Source organism: Streptomyces sp. NPDC091371 (assembly GCF_040684275.1).
Classification (GTDB): Bacteria; Actinomycetota; Actinomycetes; order Streptomycetales; family Streptomycetaceae; genus Streptomyces.
In genome coordinates, this window is the sequence record NZ_JBFBFP010000020.1 from 43,609 (window position 1) to 57,826 (window position 14,218).

A 14,218-nucleotide genomic window follows, 5' to 3' on the forward strand; every position below is an offset into this window, starting at 1 on the left:
GGCTGGTCGTGGCTGAGCAGCAGCCCCTCCCAATTGGCGGTCGAGTCGTCGCGGGACTCCGGGCGGCCGAGCCTTTCCAGCCATCTCACGGCGCCGCCATGACAGCCATACCCGGAGCCCCCGGGTCCCGCTGATCTTACGAGCGACCAGTTCGAACCCAAGACAAGAAAGTAGGGCAGTCATGGCCACTCAAGGTCTCCGAGTCGGCGTAGTGGGCGCGACCGGGCAAGTTGGAGTAGTGATCCGCAGCATCCTTCGGCAGCGTGATTTCCCGATCGGACAGCTGCGCTTCTTCGCCTCTGCTAAATCGGCGGGTCTACGGCTTCCATGGGGCGACGACAGCATCGTGGTGGAACACGCCGAAACGGCAGACCCATCCGGCCTGGACATCGCCATCTTCTCCGCCGGAGGAGCAACAGCACTGCAACTAGCACCCCGGTTCGCGGCGGCCGGAGCCGTCGTCATCGACAACTCCTCGGCGTTTCGGATGGATCCCGATGTGCCACTGGTGGTCAGTGAGGTCAACCCGGAAGCTGTGTCTGAGGCGCGACGCGGCATCATAGCCAATCCCAACTGCACGACGATGGCCGCGATGCCAGTGATCAAGCCGTTGCATGACGAAGCTGGTCTGGTGCGGCTCACTGTGAGCACCTACCAAGCGGTGTCCGGCGGCGGGGTCGCTGGAGTGGAAGAGCTCAGGTCTCAGGTGAGCGGAGTGATCGACCGAGCAGCCGGCTTGGCGATCGACGGGGCGGCGGTGGACTTCCCACCTCCGGTGAAATTCGCCAGAACCATCGCCTTCAACGCTGTGCCGATGGCCGGTTCGATTGTGACCGACGGATCCGCCGAGACTGACGAGGAGCAGAAGCTGCGCAATGAGAGCAGGAAGATTCTTGGCCTGCCGTCGCTGCGTGTCGCCGGGACCTGTGTCCGGGTCCCGGTCTTTACCGGCCATTCCCTCGCGGTGCATGCGGAGTTTGCCCGCCCTATCTCCGCTGAACGCGCATCCGTGTTGCTTAAGGACGCCCCTGGTGTCCAGCTGTCCGACATTCCGACCCCGCTCCAAGCGTGCGGCCAGGACGCTAGTTTCGTGGGCAGGATTCGCCAGGATCAGAGCGTCGAGGAGGGGCGTGGCCTCATACTCTTCATCAGCAACGACAACCTGCGAAAGGGTGCGGCCCTCAACGCTGTCCAAGTCGCCGAGCTGGTCGCGGCGAACTTGTTCAACGCGTAGTAGGGCGTAGAGCGCCACACCGCGCAGGTTCTGGCTCAGGGCTTCGGCGTAGTTTTGTGCTGTCCGGTTCGTGACGGTCTGCCAGCTTGAGGGGGGCCGGGAGCGCAACAGGCACGGGCTTCCAAGAAGCGAGTGGATCAGCGATGCGCCGACGCGCGTGCTGGAACAGCTCGGCGTCCGTCCTGATCCACTGCTGCCCCGGCGTCTCCTGCCGGCCGAGACCACGGTGCGCCGAGTGCTGGCCCGCATCGACGGCGACGCGCTGGACCGCGCGGTCGGCCACTGGCTCGCGGACCGCCGCCCGAGCACGGGCGAGGCCGCTGACCTGCGTGCTCTGGCGGTGGACGGCAAGAGTCTGCGCGGAGCCGCCAGAGCCACCGGCCGCAAGATCCACCTGCTTGCCGCCGTGGAGCACACCACCGGACTGGTCCTGGCCGTTCGAGTCCCACCCGCCCCACTGCGAGCCGCAGGTGCAGAAACGATTGCACCTGCGGCTTTGGCGTGTCGTGGGGCTGTCGTCCAACGGGGCCGGCGAGGCCACGGGCCCGCCCCTGCCCGCGTGGCGATCACCAGGGGATGGGCAGATCATGGGACTGCCGGTCGGTCCGGTCGGCTTCGTCCTCGGCGCTGGCCGGGGGAGCGTTGCAGGAGAAACCTGACGCGAGAGGGCGTCCGGACCTCGCTGGACAACGAGGAACGGGTGATCATCCATGTGTCGATGGCTCGCTTACTCGGGGACCCCTCTCCTGCTCGACACCATCCTGTACGCGCCGGCGCACTCGCTGATCGACCAGAGCCTGCACTCCCGACTGGGTGTGGAGACGACGAACGGCGACGGGTTCGGCGTCGGGTGGTACACGAGCAACGGCGCGGCCACACCGGCGGTCCTTCGGGACGTCGGGCCCGCCTGGAACAACCGCAACCTGCGGGAGATCGCGGATCACGTCCAATCCCCGCTGTTCTTCGCCCACATCCGGGCGTCGACCGGAACGGCGGTGCAGCAGACGAACTGCCACCCCTTCCGGCACGGCCGCTGGCTGTGGATGCACAACGGATCCATCGCCGGCTTCCACCTCATGCGCCGGGAACTCGCCCTGCTCGTCGACCCCGCGCTGTTCAACGACATCGAGGGCACGACGGACTCCGAGATGATGTTCTACCTCGCCATCACCTTCGGCCTCGAACAGGACCCGCCGGGCGCCGTGGCGCGGATGGCGGGCGTCGTGGAACGCATCGGTCGCGAACGGGGTGTGGAGTTCCCCCTCCAGATGACGGTCGCCGTGACCGACGGGGAGCGCGTCTGGGCCTTCCGCTACTCCAGCAAAGGCGAATCCAGGTCGCTGTTCTACAGCAGCCGTGTCGAGACCCTGCGCAAGCTGCACCCCGACGTGGCGTTCTTGCAGGACGTGTCCGACGAGACCCGCCTCATCGTGTCCGAGCCGCTCGGGGACCTGCCCGGTGCCTGGAACGAGGTGCCGGAGAGCAGCTACGGCGTCGTACAGCCGGGAGCGGACGAGCTGCTCCCCTTCGCCCCTCAAGCGGCCTGACGCCGCGATCGATGTCTGTGTCCGCAGTCGTGTACGGAGGCGCGCCATGAACGAGTCGATGCTGAACCTGGCAGTGGACTACCCCCTGCTGAACATGTTCTGGACGATGATGATGATCTTCCTGTGGGTGCTCTGGTTCATGCTGCTCTTCCGGATCATCGGCGACATCTTCCGCGACGATGACCTGGGCGGCTGGGGCAAGGCAGGGTGGACCGTCTTCGTCATCATCCTGCCCTTCCTCGGCGTGTTCGTGTACCTGATCGCCCGCGGGCGCGGGATGGGTGAACGCGAGCTGGCACAGATGCAGCGCAACGAGCAGCAGTTCCGCTCCTACGTACAGGAGACCGCCGCAGGCGCCGGTCAGGCGGATGAGCTCGCCCGCCTCGCCGAGCTCAAGAACCGCGGCGACCTCACGGCCGCCGAGTTCGAGCAGGCCAAGGCCAAGGTCCTCGCGGCATAGCCGGAGCGAGGACGCGTGGCAGCGGGAACCGTCGCACGGGGTTGAAGGTGCCTTGCCATGGTGCTTGACCTGCTGTTCATCGGCTTGGTCATCACGATCTACCCGTTGCCGATCGCGGCGTTCGGCGTGGTCGTGTCGGCCGCCCGCGGAGTACGGAACGGGCTGGCGTTCATCCTCGCCTGGCTCGCCTGCCTGGTGGCCGTGATCGCTGCCGTGCTGCTCCTCACCGACGGGCAGCCGCCCCCGCCGCGCTCCCCTCCCTCCACCGCCGTACTCGTGGTCAAGCTGGCCCTCGGGCTCGGACTCATCGTGTACAGCGCGCGCAAGCGGCGCCGACGGCGTACGGCCGGTGCCCGCAGCGGCGCGGCGGATGCGGCGGATGAGGAGCCGGTGGCGGCCAAGAGCCCGAAGAGTTCCAGGATGGACAAGGTCACGGTGTGGTCTTCGGCCTGGCTCGCCGTGCTCCTCCAGCCCTGGGGCATGGTCGGCATCGCCGCCACCACGGTGGTGTCGGCCGACCTCTCCCACGGTGCGTCGTTCCTGGCGCTCCTGGCCTTCTGCGTCCTGGCCACTTCCAGCCTGCTGACCATGGAGCTGTGCATGGTGTTCGCGCCGCAGCGGGCCCAGCAGGCACTGGCGGACCTGCGTGGATGGCTGGACCGTCACAAGGAGCAGGCGATCGTCGTCACGTGCCTCATCCTCGGCCTGTGGACCGTGGCCAGGAGCCTCTACCAGCTCACCGCCTGACTCCCCGGCGGTCAGGGGCAGGCGGCGGCCGGGTCGTCGTGGACGAGCGCGCAGACCATCTGGGCGCCGCGCCGGTGATCGGGGTACGCCGCGAGCAGCTCGGCCTTGAAGTCGTTCCACTGGCGGGTGACCTCGGTGGTGGCCCCGTCCGCCGCGCGGCGGAAGTTGTCGCCGGTCCTTGAGCGTTCGGATGCGGGGGTGTCCTTGTTCAGGACGCGGTTGTGCGGGACGCGGCCCTCGCAGTCGTCCGGTTTGACGCCGGTGGAATCGAAGTCGGGGTAGCAGCCGGTGGTGAGGTCCGCCGGGATGCGCTCCCGCGCCTCCCGGGTCCAGTCGGCGTCCTTCATGGTGCTGTAGCGGCGGATGTCCAGGAACGGTGCGGGTGCCGCACGCTCCAGCCCGGGCGGGTTGTCGAGGCCGATACGGCCGGGGGCGGCCCGGTCGGCCCAGTTCGAGTGCGAGTAGAAGTCCTCGATCTGGTGCCAGCCGCGGCCGAGCTGTTCGAGGACGGCGCATTTGGCCCGCCCGGCCTTCTGCTCGTCCCACGTGCAGGGGGATGAAAGGTCGCTCTGGTCGGCGCGCACCGTGCCGTCGGCGTCGACGAGGCCGTCGGCGGCCTGGACCGCGTTGCGGAACCGGGCGACGGAGGTACGGATGCAGGCGAGGAGCTCGGTCGTGGCCTCGTCCCGGGTGCGCGGGTAGTCGGCGGCGTGGCGGGGGCCGAGGTAGTCGGCGTTGTCGCAGTGCAGGGGGCCGACGTCGAAGTAGGGGCGGTGGTCGTTGGCATTGACCGCCCCGTCATGGGCGTCGGCCATCGCGGTCAGGGTGACGGGCTCCCAGGGCAGTGCGGCCCGGGTGATGTCCTCGTGGTTGGCGCCGGTGAAGGCATGGGCGGGACCGCCCGGCACGGTGCTCAGGGCAGCGGCCAGGAGGGCTGCGACAGCCGCGGAGCGGGTCCGGGATGGCAGGATGACAGCCATGCCTCCATGCTGCGCGCCCGGACCGGCCCCCGCATGTGCGCGGGAAGCGGTTACGGATCCGGCGTCGAGCGTGGCTGGGTCGACGGAATCCGCTGGGTGAAGAAGAGGGCGACGAGCGCGGCGAAGGCCAGGATGGCCAGTGCCGCGCGCAGGCCGTCGAGCCTGGCGTCGGCGTTCGCCTCCAGTGCCGCCTCGGACACCTCCGCGCTCACGCCGGCTTCGTCGAGGGCGGTACTGAGCTGGGCGTCGGACAGGAACGGTGCGCCGCTCTGGAGCTGGACGGTCGCCTGGCTCGTCACGCTGTCCGGGACCGCCGGATTCGCCGCGATGTTCGTCAGGAAGGAAGCGGTGAGGGCGGCGATCATGATGGATCCGGCGAGGGCCGTACCGATGGAGGCGCCGAGGTTGGTGACGGCGTTCTGTACGCCGCCGACTTCCGCGCTCTGCGCCTGCGGCACCGCGGACACGGTGACCGACCCGAGCTGGGATGCCAGCGCGCCCATGCCGAGCCCGATCAGCAGGAGCGGGACGGTGACGACCTCCGCCCCGGCGTCCAGGTCGAGCGCGGCCAGCAGGACCACCGCTCCCGCGAGCAGGGCGAAGATCCCGAACCGCACCACGCGCCGCGGCGAGGTGTCCGGGAGGAGTCGCGGGATCAGGGTCGCGGCCAGCAGCAGGCTCACCGAAAGCGGCAGGAGGCGGGCACCGGTCTGCAGCGCCGACAGGCCCAGGGCGACGGACAGATAGAGCGGAACGACGAAGAACACGCCCATCTGCACGAGGAACTGGAAGAAGAACATCGTCAGGCCGCCGGAGAGCTGCTTGTTCTGCAGCATGGAGGGATCGACGAGGGGGTCCCCGCCCCTCCCGACGACCCTGGCTTCCCAGCGGAGGAAGAACCACATGAGGAGCAGGCCCGCCAGCATCAGCCAGGTCGTCAGGGCGACCCCGATCCACGCCGGGGCGTCGGGCTTCGGCAGGAACCACCCCCACTCGTCGGACCGGAGAACGCCGTAGACGAAGACCCCGAGGCCGAGCGCGGAGAGGACGGCGCCCACGTAGTCGATGCTCCGGCGTTCACCGGGCGGGGCGTCCGCGATGCGGCGCGCGAGCACGAGGATGCCGAGCACCACGAGCACCTCTCCGGCGAAGACCCAGCGCCAGGAGAAGTACGTCGTCGCGACACCGCCGATGAGCGGCCCGACCGCGATGGCCACGGCCCCTGCCGCCACGACGAGTCCGTAGGCGGCGGGACGGCGCTCGACCGCGAAGTTGCCGGCGACCAGCGCCACGATCGCGGGCAGGATGAGCGACGCCCCGATTCCCTCCAGGAGCGACCAGCCCAGCAGCAGCACGGTCAGGTTCGGTGCGAGCGCCGTGGTGAGGGAGCCGGCCCCGTAGATGCAGCAGCCGATCATGAACGAGCGTTTGCGGCCGATCAGTGCCCCGACCTTGCCGCCGGGAATCATGAACATCGCCATCACGAGGGTGTAGGCGGTGATCGCACCCTGGATGCCCGTGACGGTCGTGCCCACGTCCTCGGCCACCGTGGCGATGGAGACGTTCATGACGGAGCTGTCGAGAGCCATCAGGAACTGACCGGACGCGAGCGTCAACAGGACGACTCGCGCCTTCGCCGAACTCTCGGCCGTGTCTGCCCGGGATGCCATGGACGCATGCTCCCAGCGGCCCACGGGCCCGGAGGGCAGACCCGCCGCGCAGTCGACCGGATGGGCGCGGGGCCGGGGCCGGCACTGTTCCGGGGTGGCGGTCGCCCCCCGCCCCACTGCGGGCCGCAGGTGCGGAAGGCATCGCACCTGCGGCTTCGGTGTTCCGGGGATGTGGCCGCCTGGCTAGAAATTCTCCGTTTCGTCCGTGAGATGGCGCAGTACGTCGCCCAGATCCTGGCGGCGGGCGAATGCCGCGCGCTGGCGGTGGGCGCCCGAGCCGTCGCGCAGCAGGGACGCCAGGGTCTTGGCCGCGTGGTCCAGGTCGCCGGCGGCGGCCAGTTCCGGGGCGACCAGGTCGAGCAGGGCCTCCGCCAGGTCGGCCGCCGGGACCTCCGCGCCGGTGTACGGGTCCAGGCCGAAGCCCTCCAGGCCGTCGTGGGCCGCCCGCCAGCGCGCGAGGCGCAGTACGTCGTCCCGTACGGGTGGATCGGGACGCTGCTCGGCGACCTCCCGCAGGGCCGTCGCCACCAGCGCGCGGGCCAGCTCGGCCTGCAGGACGGCTCCGTCGATGTCCGGGGACATGTCGGGCGCCCGGAATTCGAGCGTCGGCCAGTTCCCCGAGGGGCGGAGGTCCCAATAGACCATCTTCGTGTCCAGGGCCGCCCCCGAGCCGAGCAGGGTCTGCACCGAGCGCCGGAAGTGGGCCGTGGACGTGAAGTGCGGGGGCAGTCCCGCCGAGGGCCAGCCCGACCAGGCCATCGCCCGCCAGCTGGCGTGCCCCGTGTCGCGGCCGCCCCAGAACGGCGAGTTGGCGGCCAGCGCGATCAGCGTCGGCAGCCAGGGTCTGACCCGGTTGGACACCGCGACGGCCGTGTCCACGTCGAGGGTGCCGATGTGGATGTGGCGTCCGCAGCTGACCAGGGTGTCGGTGAGCGCGCCGAAGCGGCGGGCCTGCTCGCGCTGGCGCGGCTCGTCGTCGGTCAGGTGCAGCGGCCCCTCCACGGCCACGACCGGCGAGGGTGCGGCCAGCAGCCGGCAGCCGTGGGCCCGGGCCGCACGGCCGAGGGTGCGCCGCAGCGCGGCGAGTTCCGCGCGCAGCCCATCCGCCGAACGGGCGACCGGGGTGGAGATCTCCACCTGGTAGCGGGTGCCCTCCGCGTGCAGTTCGCCGGGCAGGCCGCCGGCGGTGGCGAGGACGAGCGGGGCGGCGGGGACCACCCGGAAGGTACGGGCGTCGACGAGGAGGAACTCCTCCTCGACCCCGACGGTGAGGGGGACTGTGGTGCGCACCGCGTTCTGCGCGGTGCCGGTGCTCGTGGTGCTGTTGCCAGGTTCGATCACTACGCCTCCCTGGACATACGAGTCTTTTCATCATGAGCTGAACGCGAGGTGAGTAGCGCACGGCGATTCGGTCAAATGTCCGGTGATAGTGGCGAGTTACCGGCAAGATTCCGCCCGCGCCGGGACCCGGGAGGAGGGTGGGGCGACTGTTGCCGGAGTGTGCGCGGTGGACGGCCCCGGGGGCGCCGGGCGGGCGGTGGTTATCATCCGCTGTGCCCCATACCACCGTGCCCACCCGCCCCCGGCGGCGAATACTCGCCGACCTGACCCCGCTCCGCACCTCCGTGCACTACCGGCGGCTGTGGGTCGGCGGAACCATCTCGTGGCTCGGGCAGGCGATGACCGCCCTCGCGATCTCGCTCCAGGTCTACGAGATCACGCGCTCCAACTTCGCGGTCGGGCTCGTCGGCCTCTTCGCGCTCGTCCCGCTCGTCGCCTTCGGCCTCTACGGCGGCGCCATCGCCGACACCCTGGACCGGCGCAAGCTCGGCCTGTACAGCTCCCTCGGCTCCGCCGGGCTGTCCGTCGCGCTCGCCGCGGCCGCGCTGCTCGACTACCACCGGGTCTGGTTCCTGTACGCCGTCGTCGCGCTCCAGGCGGTGTGCGGGGCGCTCGCGGGACCGGCCCGGTCCGCCATGATCCCGCGGCTGCTGCCGGCCGACCAGCTGCCCGCCGCCAACGCGCTGAACTCCGTGACCATGACCTCGGGGACGATGATCGGCCCGATGCTGGGCGGGCTGATCGTCGGCTGGTGGGGCTACCAGGCCGCGTACCTGATCGACGCCGTCACCTTCACCGCCGCGCTCTACGCGATGTGGCGGCTGCCCTCGATGAAGCCCGACCGTGCCGAGGGCGCGCGGGGCAGGGCCTCCGTCCTCGACGGCCTGCGCTTCCTCGGGACCCGGCCCAACATCCGGATGACCTTCTTCTCCGACATGGCCGCCATGGTGCTGGCGCACCCCCGGGCGCTGTTCCCGGCCGTCGCCGGGCTCTGGTACGGCGGCGACGCCAAGACGGTCGGCCTGCTGGTGGCCGCGCCCGCCGTGGGGGCGCTGCTGGGCGGGCTGTTCTCCGGCTGGCAGGGGAGCGTACGCCGGCACGGGCTGGCGATCCTGCTCTCCGTCGCCGGATGGGGGCTGGCCGTCGCCGTCTTCGGGCTGACCCGGAACCTGTGGCTCGGGCTGTTCTTCCTGGCCCTGGCCGGCTGCGCCGACACCATCTCGATGGTGTTCCGCAGCACGATGATGCAGGCCGCGACCCCGGACGAGATGCGCGGCCGCCTCCAGGGCGTGTTCATCGTGGTCGTCGCGGGCGGGCCCCGGCTCGGGGACTTCCTCGCCGGGTCCGTCGCCGACCTGACCTCCCCCGCCGTCGCGGTCACCGGCGGGGGGCTCGCCTGCGTCCTGGTGCTGGGGCTGCTCGCACTGCGGTGGCGCGGCTTCGCCCGCTACGACGCGCGGACCCCGCAGGCGTAGTCGCTGGGACCGCTGGGCCGGGGCTTCGTGGTGGCGGCCCCGGCGCCGCTGCGGGGGCTCCGCCCCCGGACCCCCGCGCCTCAAACGCCGGCGGGGCTGGATGTCCCAGCCTGTCCGGCGTTTGAGGTCTGGGGCGGAGCCCCCCCCACGCGGCGGAGCCGCATATTCGGTACGCCGGGAAGGGGCGGGGCCGGGGAAGGCCCCGCAGCGGCCCGCCCCACCCGGGCCGGAGGGGCCCGGGCGCGCGGCGGGGCGTCTCCTCGGGCTCCGAACGTTTCCAGGGGTCGGTGGGCCGAGGGTGGCCCAGTTCGGAGCCCTGCGGGGACGCCCCACCGCACACCCGACCCCGGCGGAGCGGCTACGCGTCGATCGGCTCGCGGGTGCGGGGGCCGGCCGCCGTGCCGGTGTTGGTGGTGCCGGTCGGCTCGAACAGGAGGATCGCGGTCTCCTCGTCGGCGGCCGGGCAGTGCTCCACCCCGCGCGGGACGACGTGCATCTCGCCCGGGCCGAGGACCACGTCCCCGTCGCGGAGGCGGAGCGTCAGGGTGCCGCTGACGACGAGGAAGAGTTCGTCGGTGTCCTCGTGGGAGTGCCAGACGAACTCACCCCGCACCTTGGCGATCTTGACCTCGTAGTCGTTGACCCGGGCGATGCGGCGCGGGGACCAGTGCTCGGTGAAACCGGCCAGCTTCTCGGCGATGTCGATCTTCGTTGTGGTCATGTCCGCAGATTGCCGGGGCCGGGCGGCGGGGGTCTTGTACGTTCCTGACATGACCGCCTTGCGTCCGCGCAGCACCGTTTCAGCATGGCAGCCGCCGGTGAACGGCATCGCCGAGGTCTTCCACGCCCGGTTCACCGAGCACGCGTACCCCGCCCATGTGCACGACACCTGGACGCTGATGATCCTGGACGGCGGGCGCGTCGACTTCGCCCTCGACCGGGAGCGGCACGGTGTCGGGGTCTCGGACCAGGTGATCCTGCTGCCGCCCGGGGTGGTGCACGACGGGCGGACCGTCACCGAGGCGGGCTTCCGCAAGCGGGTGCTGTACCTGGACGCCTCGGTGCTGCCGGAGCGGCTGACCGGAGCCGCCGTGGACGCCCCGCTGCTGGCGGATCCGGCGCTGCGCGAGCGCGTGCACGGGCTGCACCTGGCGCTCGCGGACCCCGATCCCTTCGAGGCCCAGTCGCGGCTGGCCTTCGTACGGGAGCGGCTGCACCGGTGGCTGGCCGGGCGCGAGGTGCGGGAGGACGGGGAGCAGGGTGCGGGGCTCGCAGGGCGGCTGCGGGAGCTGCTCGACGCCCGGGTGGTCGAGGGGGTCGGCCTGGAGGAGGCCGCGGCGGAGCTGGGGGAGGTCCATCCCACGCACCTGATCCGCAGCTTCAAGGCGGCGTACGGGCTGCCGCCGCACGCGTACCTGACGGGGCGGCGGGTGGCGGTGGCGCGGGGGCTGCTGCTGGCGGGGATGCGGCCGGCCGAGGCGGCCGCGGCGGCGGGGTTCTACGATCAGGCGCACCTGACCCGGCACTTCGGGCGGCACGTGGGGATCAGTCCGGCACGGTTCGCCCGATCCGGTCTGTTGTGAAGGCGAGTTGGCCGGTTCGTTGCCGTCGTGTTGCCAGGTCTTCCGGTTTCTTTCGATTCGACATATGACAGTTCGGAAGTTCCGAGTCGTCGTCGAATCAGGAGGAAGGCCTCATGCGCCTTCGTACGCTCGCCACCGCCGTGGCGGCCACCGCCGCGTTCTGCGCCACGCTCGCGCCGCCGGCCCTCGCGGCCCCGGACGAGGGTGCGTGCTCGCCGAGCCTCTCCGTCCGCGGATTCTCCGACGCGCTGGACAAGAGCACCCTCGACGGGAAGCTCGTCGGCGGGATCTCCGGGCTCGCCGTCGACAAGGACGGCACGGTCGCCGCCGTCTCCGACAAGTCGGCGCTGTACGCGCTGAAGGTGGAGCAGGGGGACACCCCGACGGCCCGGGCCACCGCGCGGCTGCCGCTGACGGACGGCGCCGGGAAGGCGGTCGACTCCGAGGGGATCGTCGTCGACCGGGACGGGTCGTACCTGATCACGGACGAGACCGCGCCCGCCATCAGGCGGTACGGCCGGGACGGGCAGGTGCTGGGCAGCCTGCCGATCCCGGACTCCTTCCGCCTCGCGCCGCAGGGCCGGGCCGCCTTCAACACGACCTTCGAGTCGCTGACCCTGCTGCCCGGCGGGCACACGCTGGTCGCGGGGGTCGAGGGCGGACTGGCCGGCGACGGCAAGGACGCGCAGGGCCGGACCCTCCAGCGGATCCAGACCTGGGAGCGGCGCGGCGGGGAGTTCGTGCTGGGCCGCCAGTACGCCTACCCGGTCGACGCCGGGCACGGCCTCGTCGAGCTCGCGCCGACCCGCGACGGGCGGCTGATCGTGCTGGAGCGCGGGTTCACGCGGGAGTTCGCGATCACGGTGCGGCTGTACGTCGCCGACCCGCTGTTCGCGAGCGACACCTCGAAGGTGGAGGCGCTGACCGAGGGCCCCGGGCTGCGGCTCGCCCGCAAGACGCCCATCGGGGACTTCAACGACTGCCCGACGCTCGGTGCCCCGTCGAAGCTGCCGCAGAACCACCCCCTCGTCGACAACGTCGAGGCCATGGTCGTCACCGACTACGACGGCCTCGGCCGGGTCCGGCTGCTGCTGGCCAGCGACGACAACGAGTTCGCGCAGCAGATCACGCGGCTGTACCGGATGGACGTGAAGCTGCCGCGCCGTTTCTAGGCGCGTGATGCGGGGGCGACCACGCCCCGGGCCACCCCCAGGGCCACCAGGTCCTGGGGGCGGATGCGGAGCTGGTCGGCGGTGGCGGGGGCGGCGGACGGGGGGCGCTTGAGGATGGCCGCCGCCAGTTCCGGGGCGATCACCGAGAAGTAGCTGTCCGGGGTGACCCAGGTGTTGCCCGGCGCCGCCAGGGCGAGCGCGCCGCCCGAGCCGCCCTCGCCGATGAGGAGGGTGGTGACGGGGACGGTGGCCCCGGCCAGCGCCGCGAAGGTGTCCGCGATGGCCGCGCCTGCGCCCGCGTGTTCGGCGGCGGCGTCGTTGGCCGCGCCGGGGGTGTCGACCAGCGTGAGCACCGGGATGCCGAGCCGGTCGGCGAGGCGGATGATGCGGGCGGCCGTACGGTAGCCCGCCGGGCGGGTCGCGGTCCCGCACTGGGCGGCGTACGCGACGGCCCGTCCCCCGCGCAGCCCGAACCCGCACAGCATCCCCGGGTCGGTGCCGCCGGCGCGGTCCCCGGAGAGGGGCAGGCGGAGGGTGAAGTACGCGTCCAGGTACGCCTCGGCGCGCGGCCGGTCGGGGTGCCGGGCCTGCCGGACGGCCTCCCAGCCGGTGGGCGGCGGCTCTACGCCGGCCAGCGCGGCCGGGGGCTCGACGGGCCCGGCCGGGCGGGGCGCGGTCAGCACGCCGAGCCAGTCGGCGAGGGCGGCGGGCAGCTCGGGGGCGGGCACGACGGCGTCGACGTGGCCCGCGGCGTACTGCCCCTCGGCGGTGTAGGCCGCCGGATCGGCGTCGGCCGGGCGCACCCGGGAGCCCGCGAAGCCGACCTGCGCCCCCGGGAGCGCGAGGACCACGTCGGCCCCCGCCCCGAGGGTGGCCCAGCCGCCGCCGGTGGTGGGGTCGCGCAGGACGGCGAGCTGGGGGAGCCCGGCGGCCCGGGTCAGCACGCACTGGCGGGCCACGCGCTGGAGCTGGGTCAGCGCGAGCATGCCCTCCTGCATGCGGGAGCCGCCGGTGGCGATGAGGGAGACGAGGGGGAGGCGGTGCTCGCGGGCGTACGCGTACGCGGCTTCGAGCCGGTCTCCCGTGCGCTGCCCGAGGGACCCGCCGAGGAAGCCGAACTCGAAGGAGATCAGGGCCGCTTCGTGCCCGCCGATGCGGGCGGTGCCGGTGACGACGGACTCCTGCTCGCCGGTCCGCTCGGCGGCGCGGGCGCGGGAGTCGTCGTAGCCGTCCCAGCCGAGGGGGCCGTCGGGCGGCGACTCCCGCCGGGGCGCGGGGAGTTCGGCGAAGCTGCCGGGGTCGGTCACGGAGGCGATGGCCGCGCGGGCCGAGAGGCGGGTCGTCGTCACGGGGTCACCCTAGGGGGTGTCGGGCCGATCGGGCCGGGAGAAAAGAGGGGAGGCCCCGGGGGGAGAGTGCCACGGCGAAGAGGAGGGCTCCGAGCGGCATGAGGTCGAGGCTCGCGGCCATGGCGACCGTGCCCAGCACGACGAGGACGGGGCGCCAGGGGCTGACCCGGCGCTGGACGGCGAGCTGGACCACGAGCCAGACGAGGCCGACGTAGAACAGCATCGGGCCGACGGTGTAGACGGCGGGCAGCACCCCGGGCTGGCTCTGGACCTCCTCGAAGAGCCGTTCCATTCCCGGCCGGTCGGTGGCACGGATGCCGACGACGAGGTCGATGGCCGCCTGGGCGACGACCGCCAGGGTGCCGGTCAGCCCGAGCAGGGCGGCGGCGGTGCCCGGCCGGTTCGGCCCGGTCATCCGGCGCAGGGCCGGGAAGACCAGGGCGAACTGTAAGACCCCTGCGAGCAGGGCGAGGTGGCCCACGGTCCAGGCGGGGCCCGGCCCGTGCTCGGGATCGCTGAGCCGGATGACCCCGTAGGCCAGGATGCACAGGGGGGCGGTGATGAAGGCGGCCCGGGTGAGGGTGGCCGGCCGGCGGTGTTCCAGCGCTTGATTGGTCATGCACCGATCATGTCGGCGGGGGTGCGGGACCGTATCCGGCA

Annotated in this window: 13 protein-coding genes; 7 read left to right on the forward strand and 6 right to left on the reverse strand. The window is 72.0% G+C overall.

The features are described 5' to 3' along the window. Nucleotides 1-181: 181 nt before the first annotated feature. From AB0O21_RS22135 to AB0O21_RS22150, 4 genes are all read left to right on the forward strand, one after another. Nucleotides 182-1,234 (forward strand): aspartate-semialdehyde dehydrogenase, encoded by a 1,053-nt coding sequence (locus AB0O21_RS22135; RefSeq protein WP_365172947.1) that lies wholly within the window; start codon nucleotides 182-184, stop codon nucleotides 1,232-1,234. Nucleotides 1,235-1,944: 710 nt separating this feature from the next. Next, entirely contained in the window at nucleotides 1,945-2,781 is an 837-nt protein-coding gene (locus tag AB0O21_RS22140; RefSeq protein ID WP_365172948.1) for a class II glutamine amidotransferase, read from the forward strand. 46 nt (nucleotides 2,782-2,827) lie between these two features. Further along, complete coding sequence (locus tag AB0O21_RS22145) at nucleotides 2,828-3,241, forward strand: SHOCT domain-containing protein (RefSeq protein ID WP_365172949.1); 414 nt, start codon at nucleotides 2,828-2,830, stop codon at nucleotides 3,239-3,241. A gap of 57 nt (nucleotides 3,242-3,298) precedes the next feature. Then, nucleotides 3,299-3,988: a GAP family protein gene (locus tag AB0O21_RS22150; RefSeq protein ID WP_365172951.1), complete on the forward strand. Its 690-nt coding sequence runs from the start codon at nucleotides 3,299-3,301 to the stop codon at nucleotides 3,986-3,988. 11 nt (nucleotides 3,989-3,999) lie between these two features. On the opposite strand, the gene AB0O21_RS22155 is transcribed toward AB0O21_RS22150, so the two are convergent. From AB0O21_RS22155 to AB0O21_RS22165, 3 genes are all read right to left on the reverse strand, one after another. Beyond that, entirely contained in the window at nucleotides 4,000-4,968 is a 969-nt protein-coding gene (locus tag AB0O21_RS22155) for a hypothetical protein (protein ID WP_365172953.1), read from the reverse strand. A 50-nt stretch (nucleotides 4,969-5,018) separates the two neighbouring features. Further along, complete coding sequence (locus AB0O21_RS22160; RefSeq protein WP_365172954.1) at nucleotides 5,019-6,638, reverse strand: MFS transporter; 1,620 nt, start codon at nucleotides 6,636-6,638, stop codon at nucleotides 5,019-5,021. 183 nt (nucleotides 6,639-6,821) lie between these two features. Further along, nucleotides 6,822-7,979, reverse strand: a complete 1,158-nt coding sequence (locus AB0O21_RS22165; RefSeq protein ID WP_365172956.1) for a glutamate--cysteine ligase — start codon at nucleotides 7,977-7,979, stop codon at nucleotides 6,822-6,824. 212 nt (nucleotides 7,980-8,191) lie between these two features. Between AB0O21_RS22165 and AB0O21_RS22170 the strand changes: the two genes are divergently transcribed. Then, on the forward strand, nucleotides 8,192-9,454 hold the full coding sequence (locus tag AB0O21_RS22170) for an MFS transporter (RefSeq protein WP_365172958.1): 1,263 nt from the start codon (nucleotides 8,192-8,194) through the stop codon (nucleotides 9,452-9,454). Nucleotides 9,455-9,812: 358 nt separating this feature from the next. On the opposite strand, the gene AB0O21_RS22175 is transcribed toward AB0O21_RS22170, so the two are convergent. Then, entirely contained in the window at nucleotides 9,813-10,175 is a 363-nt protein-coding gene (locus tag AB0O21_RS22175; RefSeq protein WP_365172959.1) for a cupin domain-containing protein, read from the reverse strand. A 49-nt stretch (nucleotides 10,176-10,224) separates the two neighbouring features. Between AB0O21_RS22175 and AB0O21_RS22180 the strand changes: the two genes are divergently transcribed. Both AB0O21_RS22180 and AB0O21_RS22185 read left to right on the forward strand, forming a co-directional pair. Beyond that, nucleotides 10,225-11,037 (forward strand): AraC family transcriptional regulator, encoded by an 813-nt coding sequence (locus AB0O21_RS22180; RefSeq protein WP_365172961.1) that lies wholly within the window; start codon nucleotides 10,225-10,227, stop codon nucleotides 11,035-11,037. Between the two features lie 113 nt (nucleotides 11,038-11,150). Next, nucleotides 11,151-12,209, forward strand: coding sequence for an esterase-like activity of phytase family protein (locus AB0O21_RS22185; protein ID WP_365172962.1), 1,059 nt, complete (start codon nucleotides 11,151-11,153; stop codon nucleotides 12,207-12,209). On the opposite strand, the gene AB0O21_RS22190 is transcribed toward AB0O21_RS22185, so the two are convergent. Together AB0O21_RS22190 and AB0O21_RS22195 are read right to left on the reverse strand one after the other, a co-directional pair. Further along, entirely contained in the window at nucleotides 12,206-13,558 is a 1,353-nt protein-coding gene (locus AB0O21_RS22190; RefSeq protein ID WP_365172963.1) for a carboxyl transferase domain-containing protein, read from the reverse strand. The genes AB0O21_RS22185 and AB0O21_RS22190 overlap by 4 nt on opposite strands. A 4-nt stretch (nucleotides 13,559-13,562) precedes the next feature. Continuing rightward, nucleotides 13,563-14,177 carry a hypothetical protein gene (locus AB0O21_RS22195; RefSeq protein WP_365172965.1) on the reverse strand — a complete coding sequence of 205 codons (615 nt, stop codon included), beginning with the start codon at nucleotides 14,175-14,177 and terminating at the stop codon, nucleotides 13,563-13,565. Nucleotides 14,178-14,218: the final 41 nt, after the last annotated feature.

Bases quoted from the DNA above. Each gene is read 5' to 3' on its own strand.
- AB0O21_RS22135 (WP_365172947.1), top strand. From the start codon at position 182: ATGGCCACTCAAGGTCTCCGAGTCGGCGTAGTGGGCGCGACCGGGCAA.
- AB0O21_RS22140 (WP_365172948.1), top strand. From the start codon at position 1,945: ATGTGTCGATGGCTCGCTTACTCGGGGACCCCTCTCCTGCTCGACACC.
- AB0O21_RS22145 (WP_365172949.1), top strand. From the start codon at position 2,828: ATGAACGAGTCGATGCTGAACCTGGCAGTGGACTACCCCCTGCTGAAC.
- AB0O21_RS22150 (WP_365172951.1), top strand. From the start codon at position 3,299: ATGGTGCTTGACCTGCTGTTCATCGGCTTGGTCATCACGATCTACCCG.
- AB0O21_RS22155 (WP_365172953.1), bottom strand. From the start codon at position 4,968: ATGGCTGTCATCCTGCCATCCCGGACCCGCTCCGCGGCTGTCGCAGCC.
- AB0O21_RS22160 (WP_365172954.1), bottom strand. From the start codon at position 6,638: ATGGCATCCCGGGCAGACACGGCCGAGAGTTCGGCGAAGGCGCGAGTC.
- AB0O21_RS22175 (WP_365172959.1), bottom strand. From the start codon at position 10,175: ATGACCACAACGAAGATCGACATCGCCGAGAAGCTGGCCGGTTTCACC.
- AB0O21_RS22180 (WP_365172961.1), top strand. From the start codon at position 10,225: ATGACCGCCTTGCGTCCGCGCAGCACCGTTTCAGCATGGCAGCCGCCG.
- AB0O21_RS22185 (WP_365172962.1), top strand. From the start codon at position 11,151: ATGCGCCTTCGTACGCTCGCCACCGCCGTGGCGGCCACCGCCGCGTTC.
- AB0O21_RS22195 (WP_365172965.1), bottom strand. From the start codon at position 14,177: ATGACCAATCAAGCGCTGGAACACCGCCGGCCGGCCACCCTCACCCGG.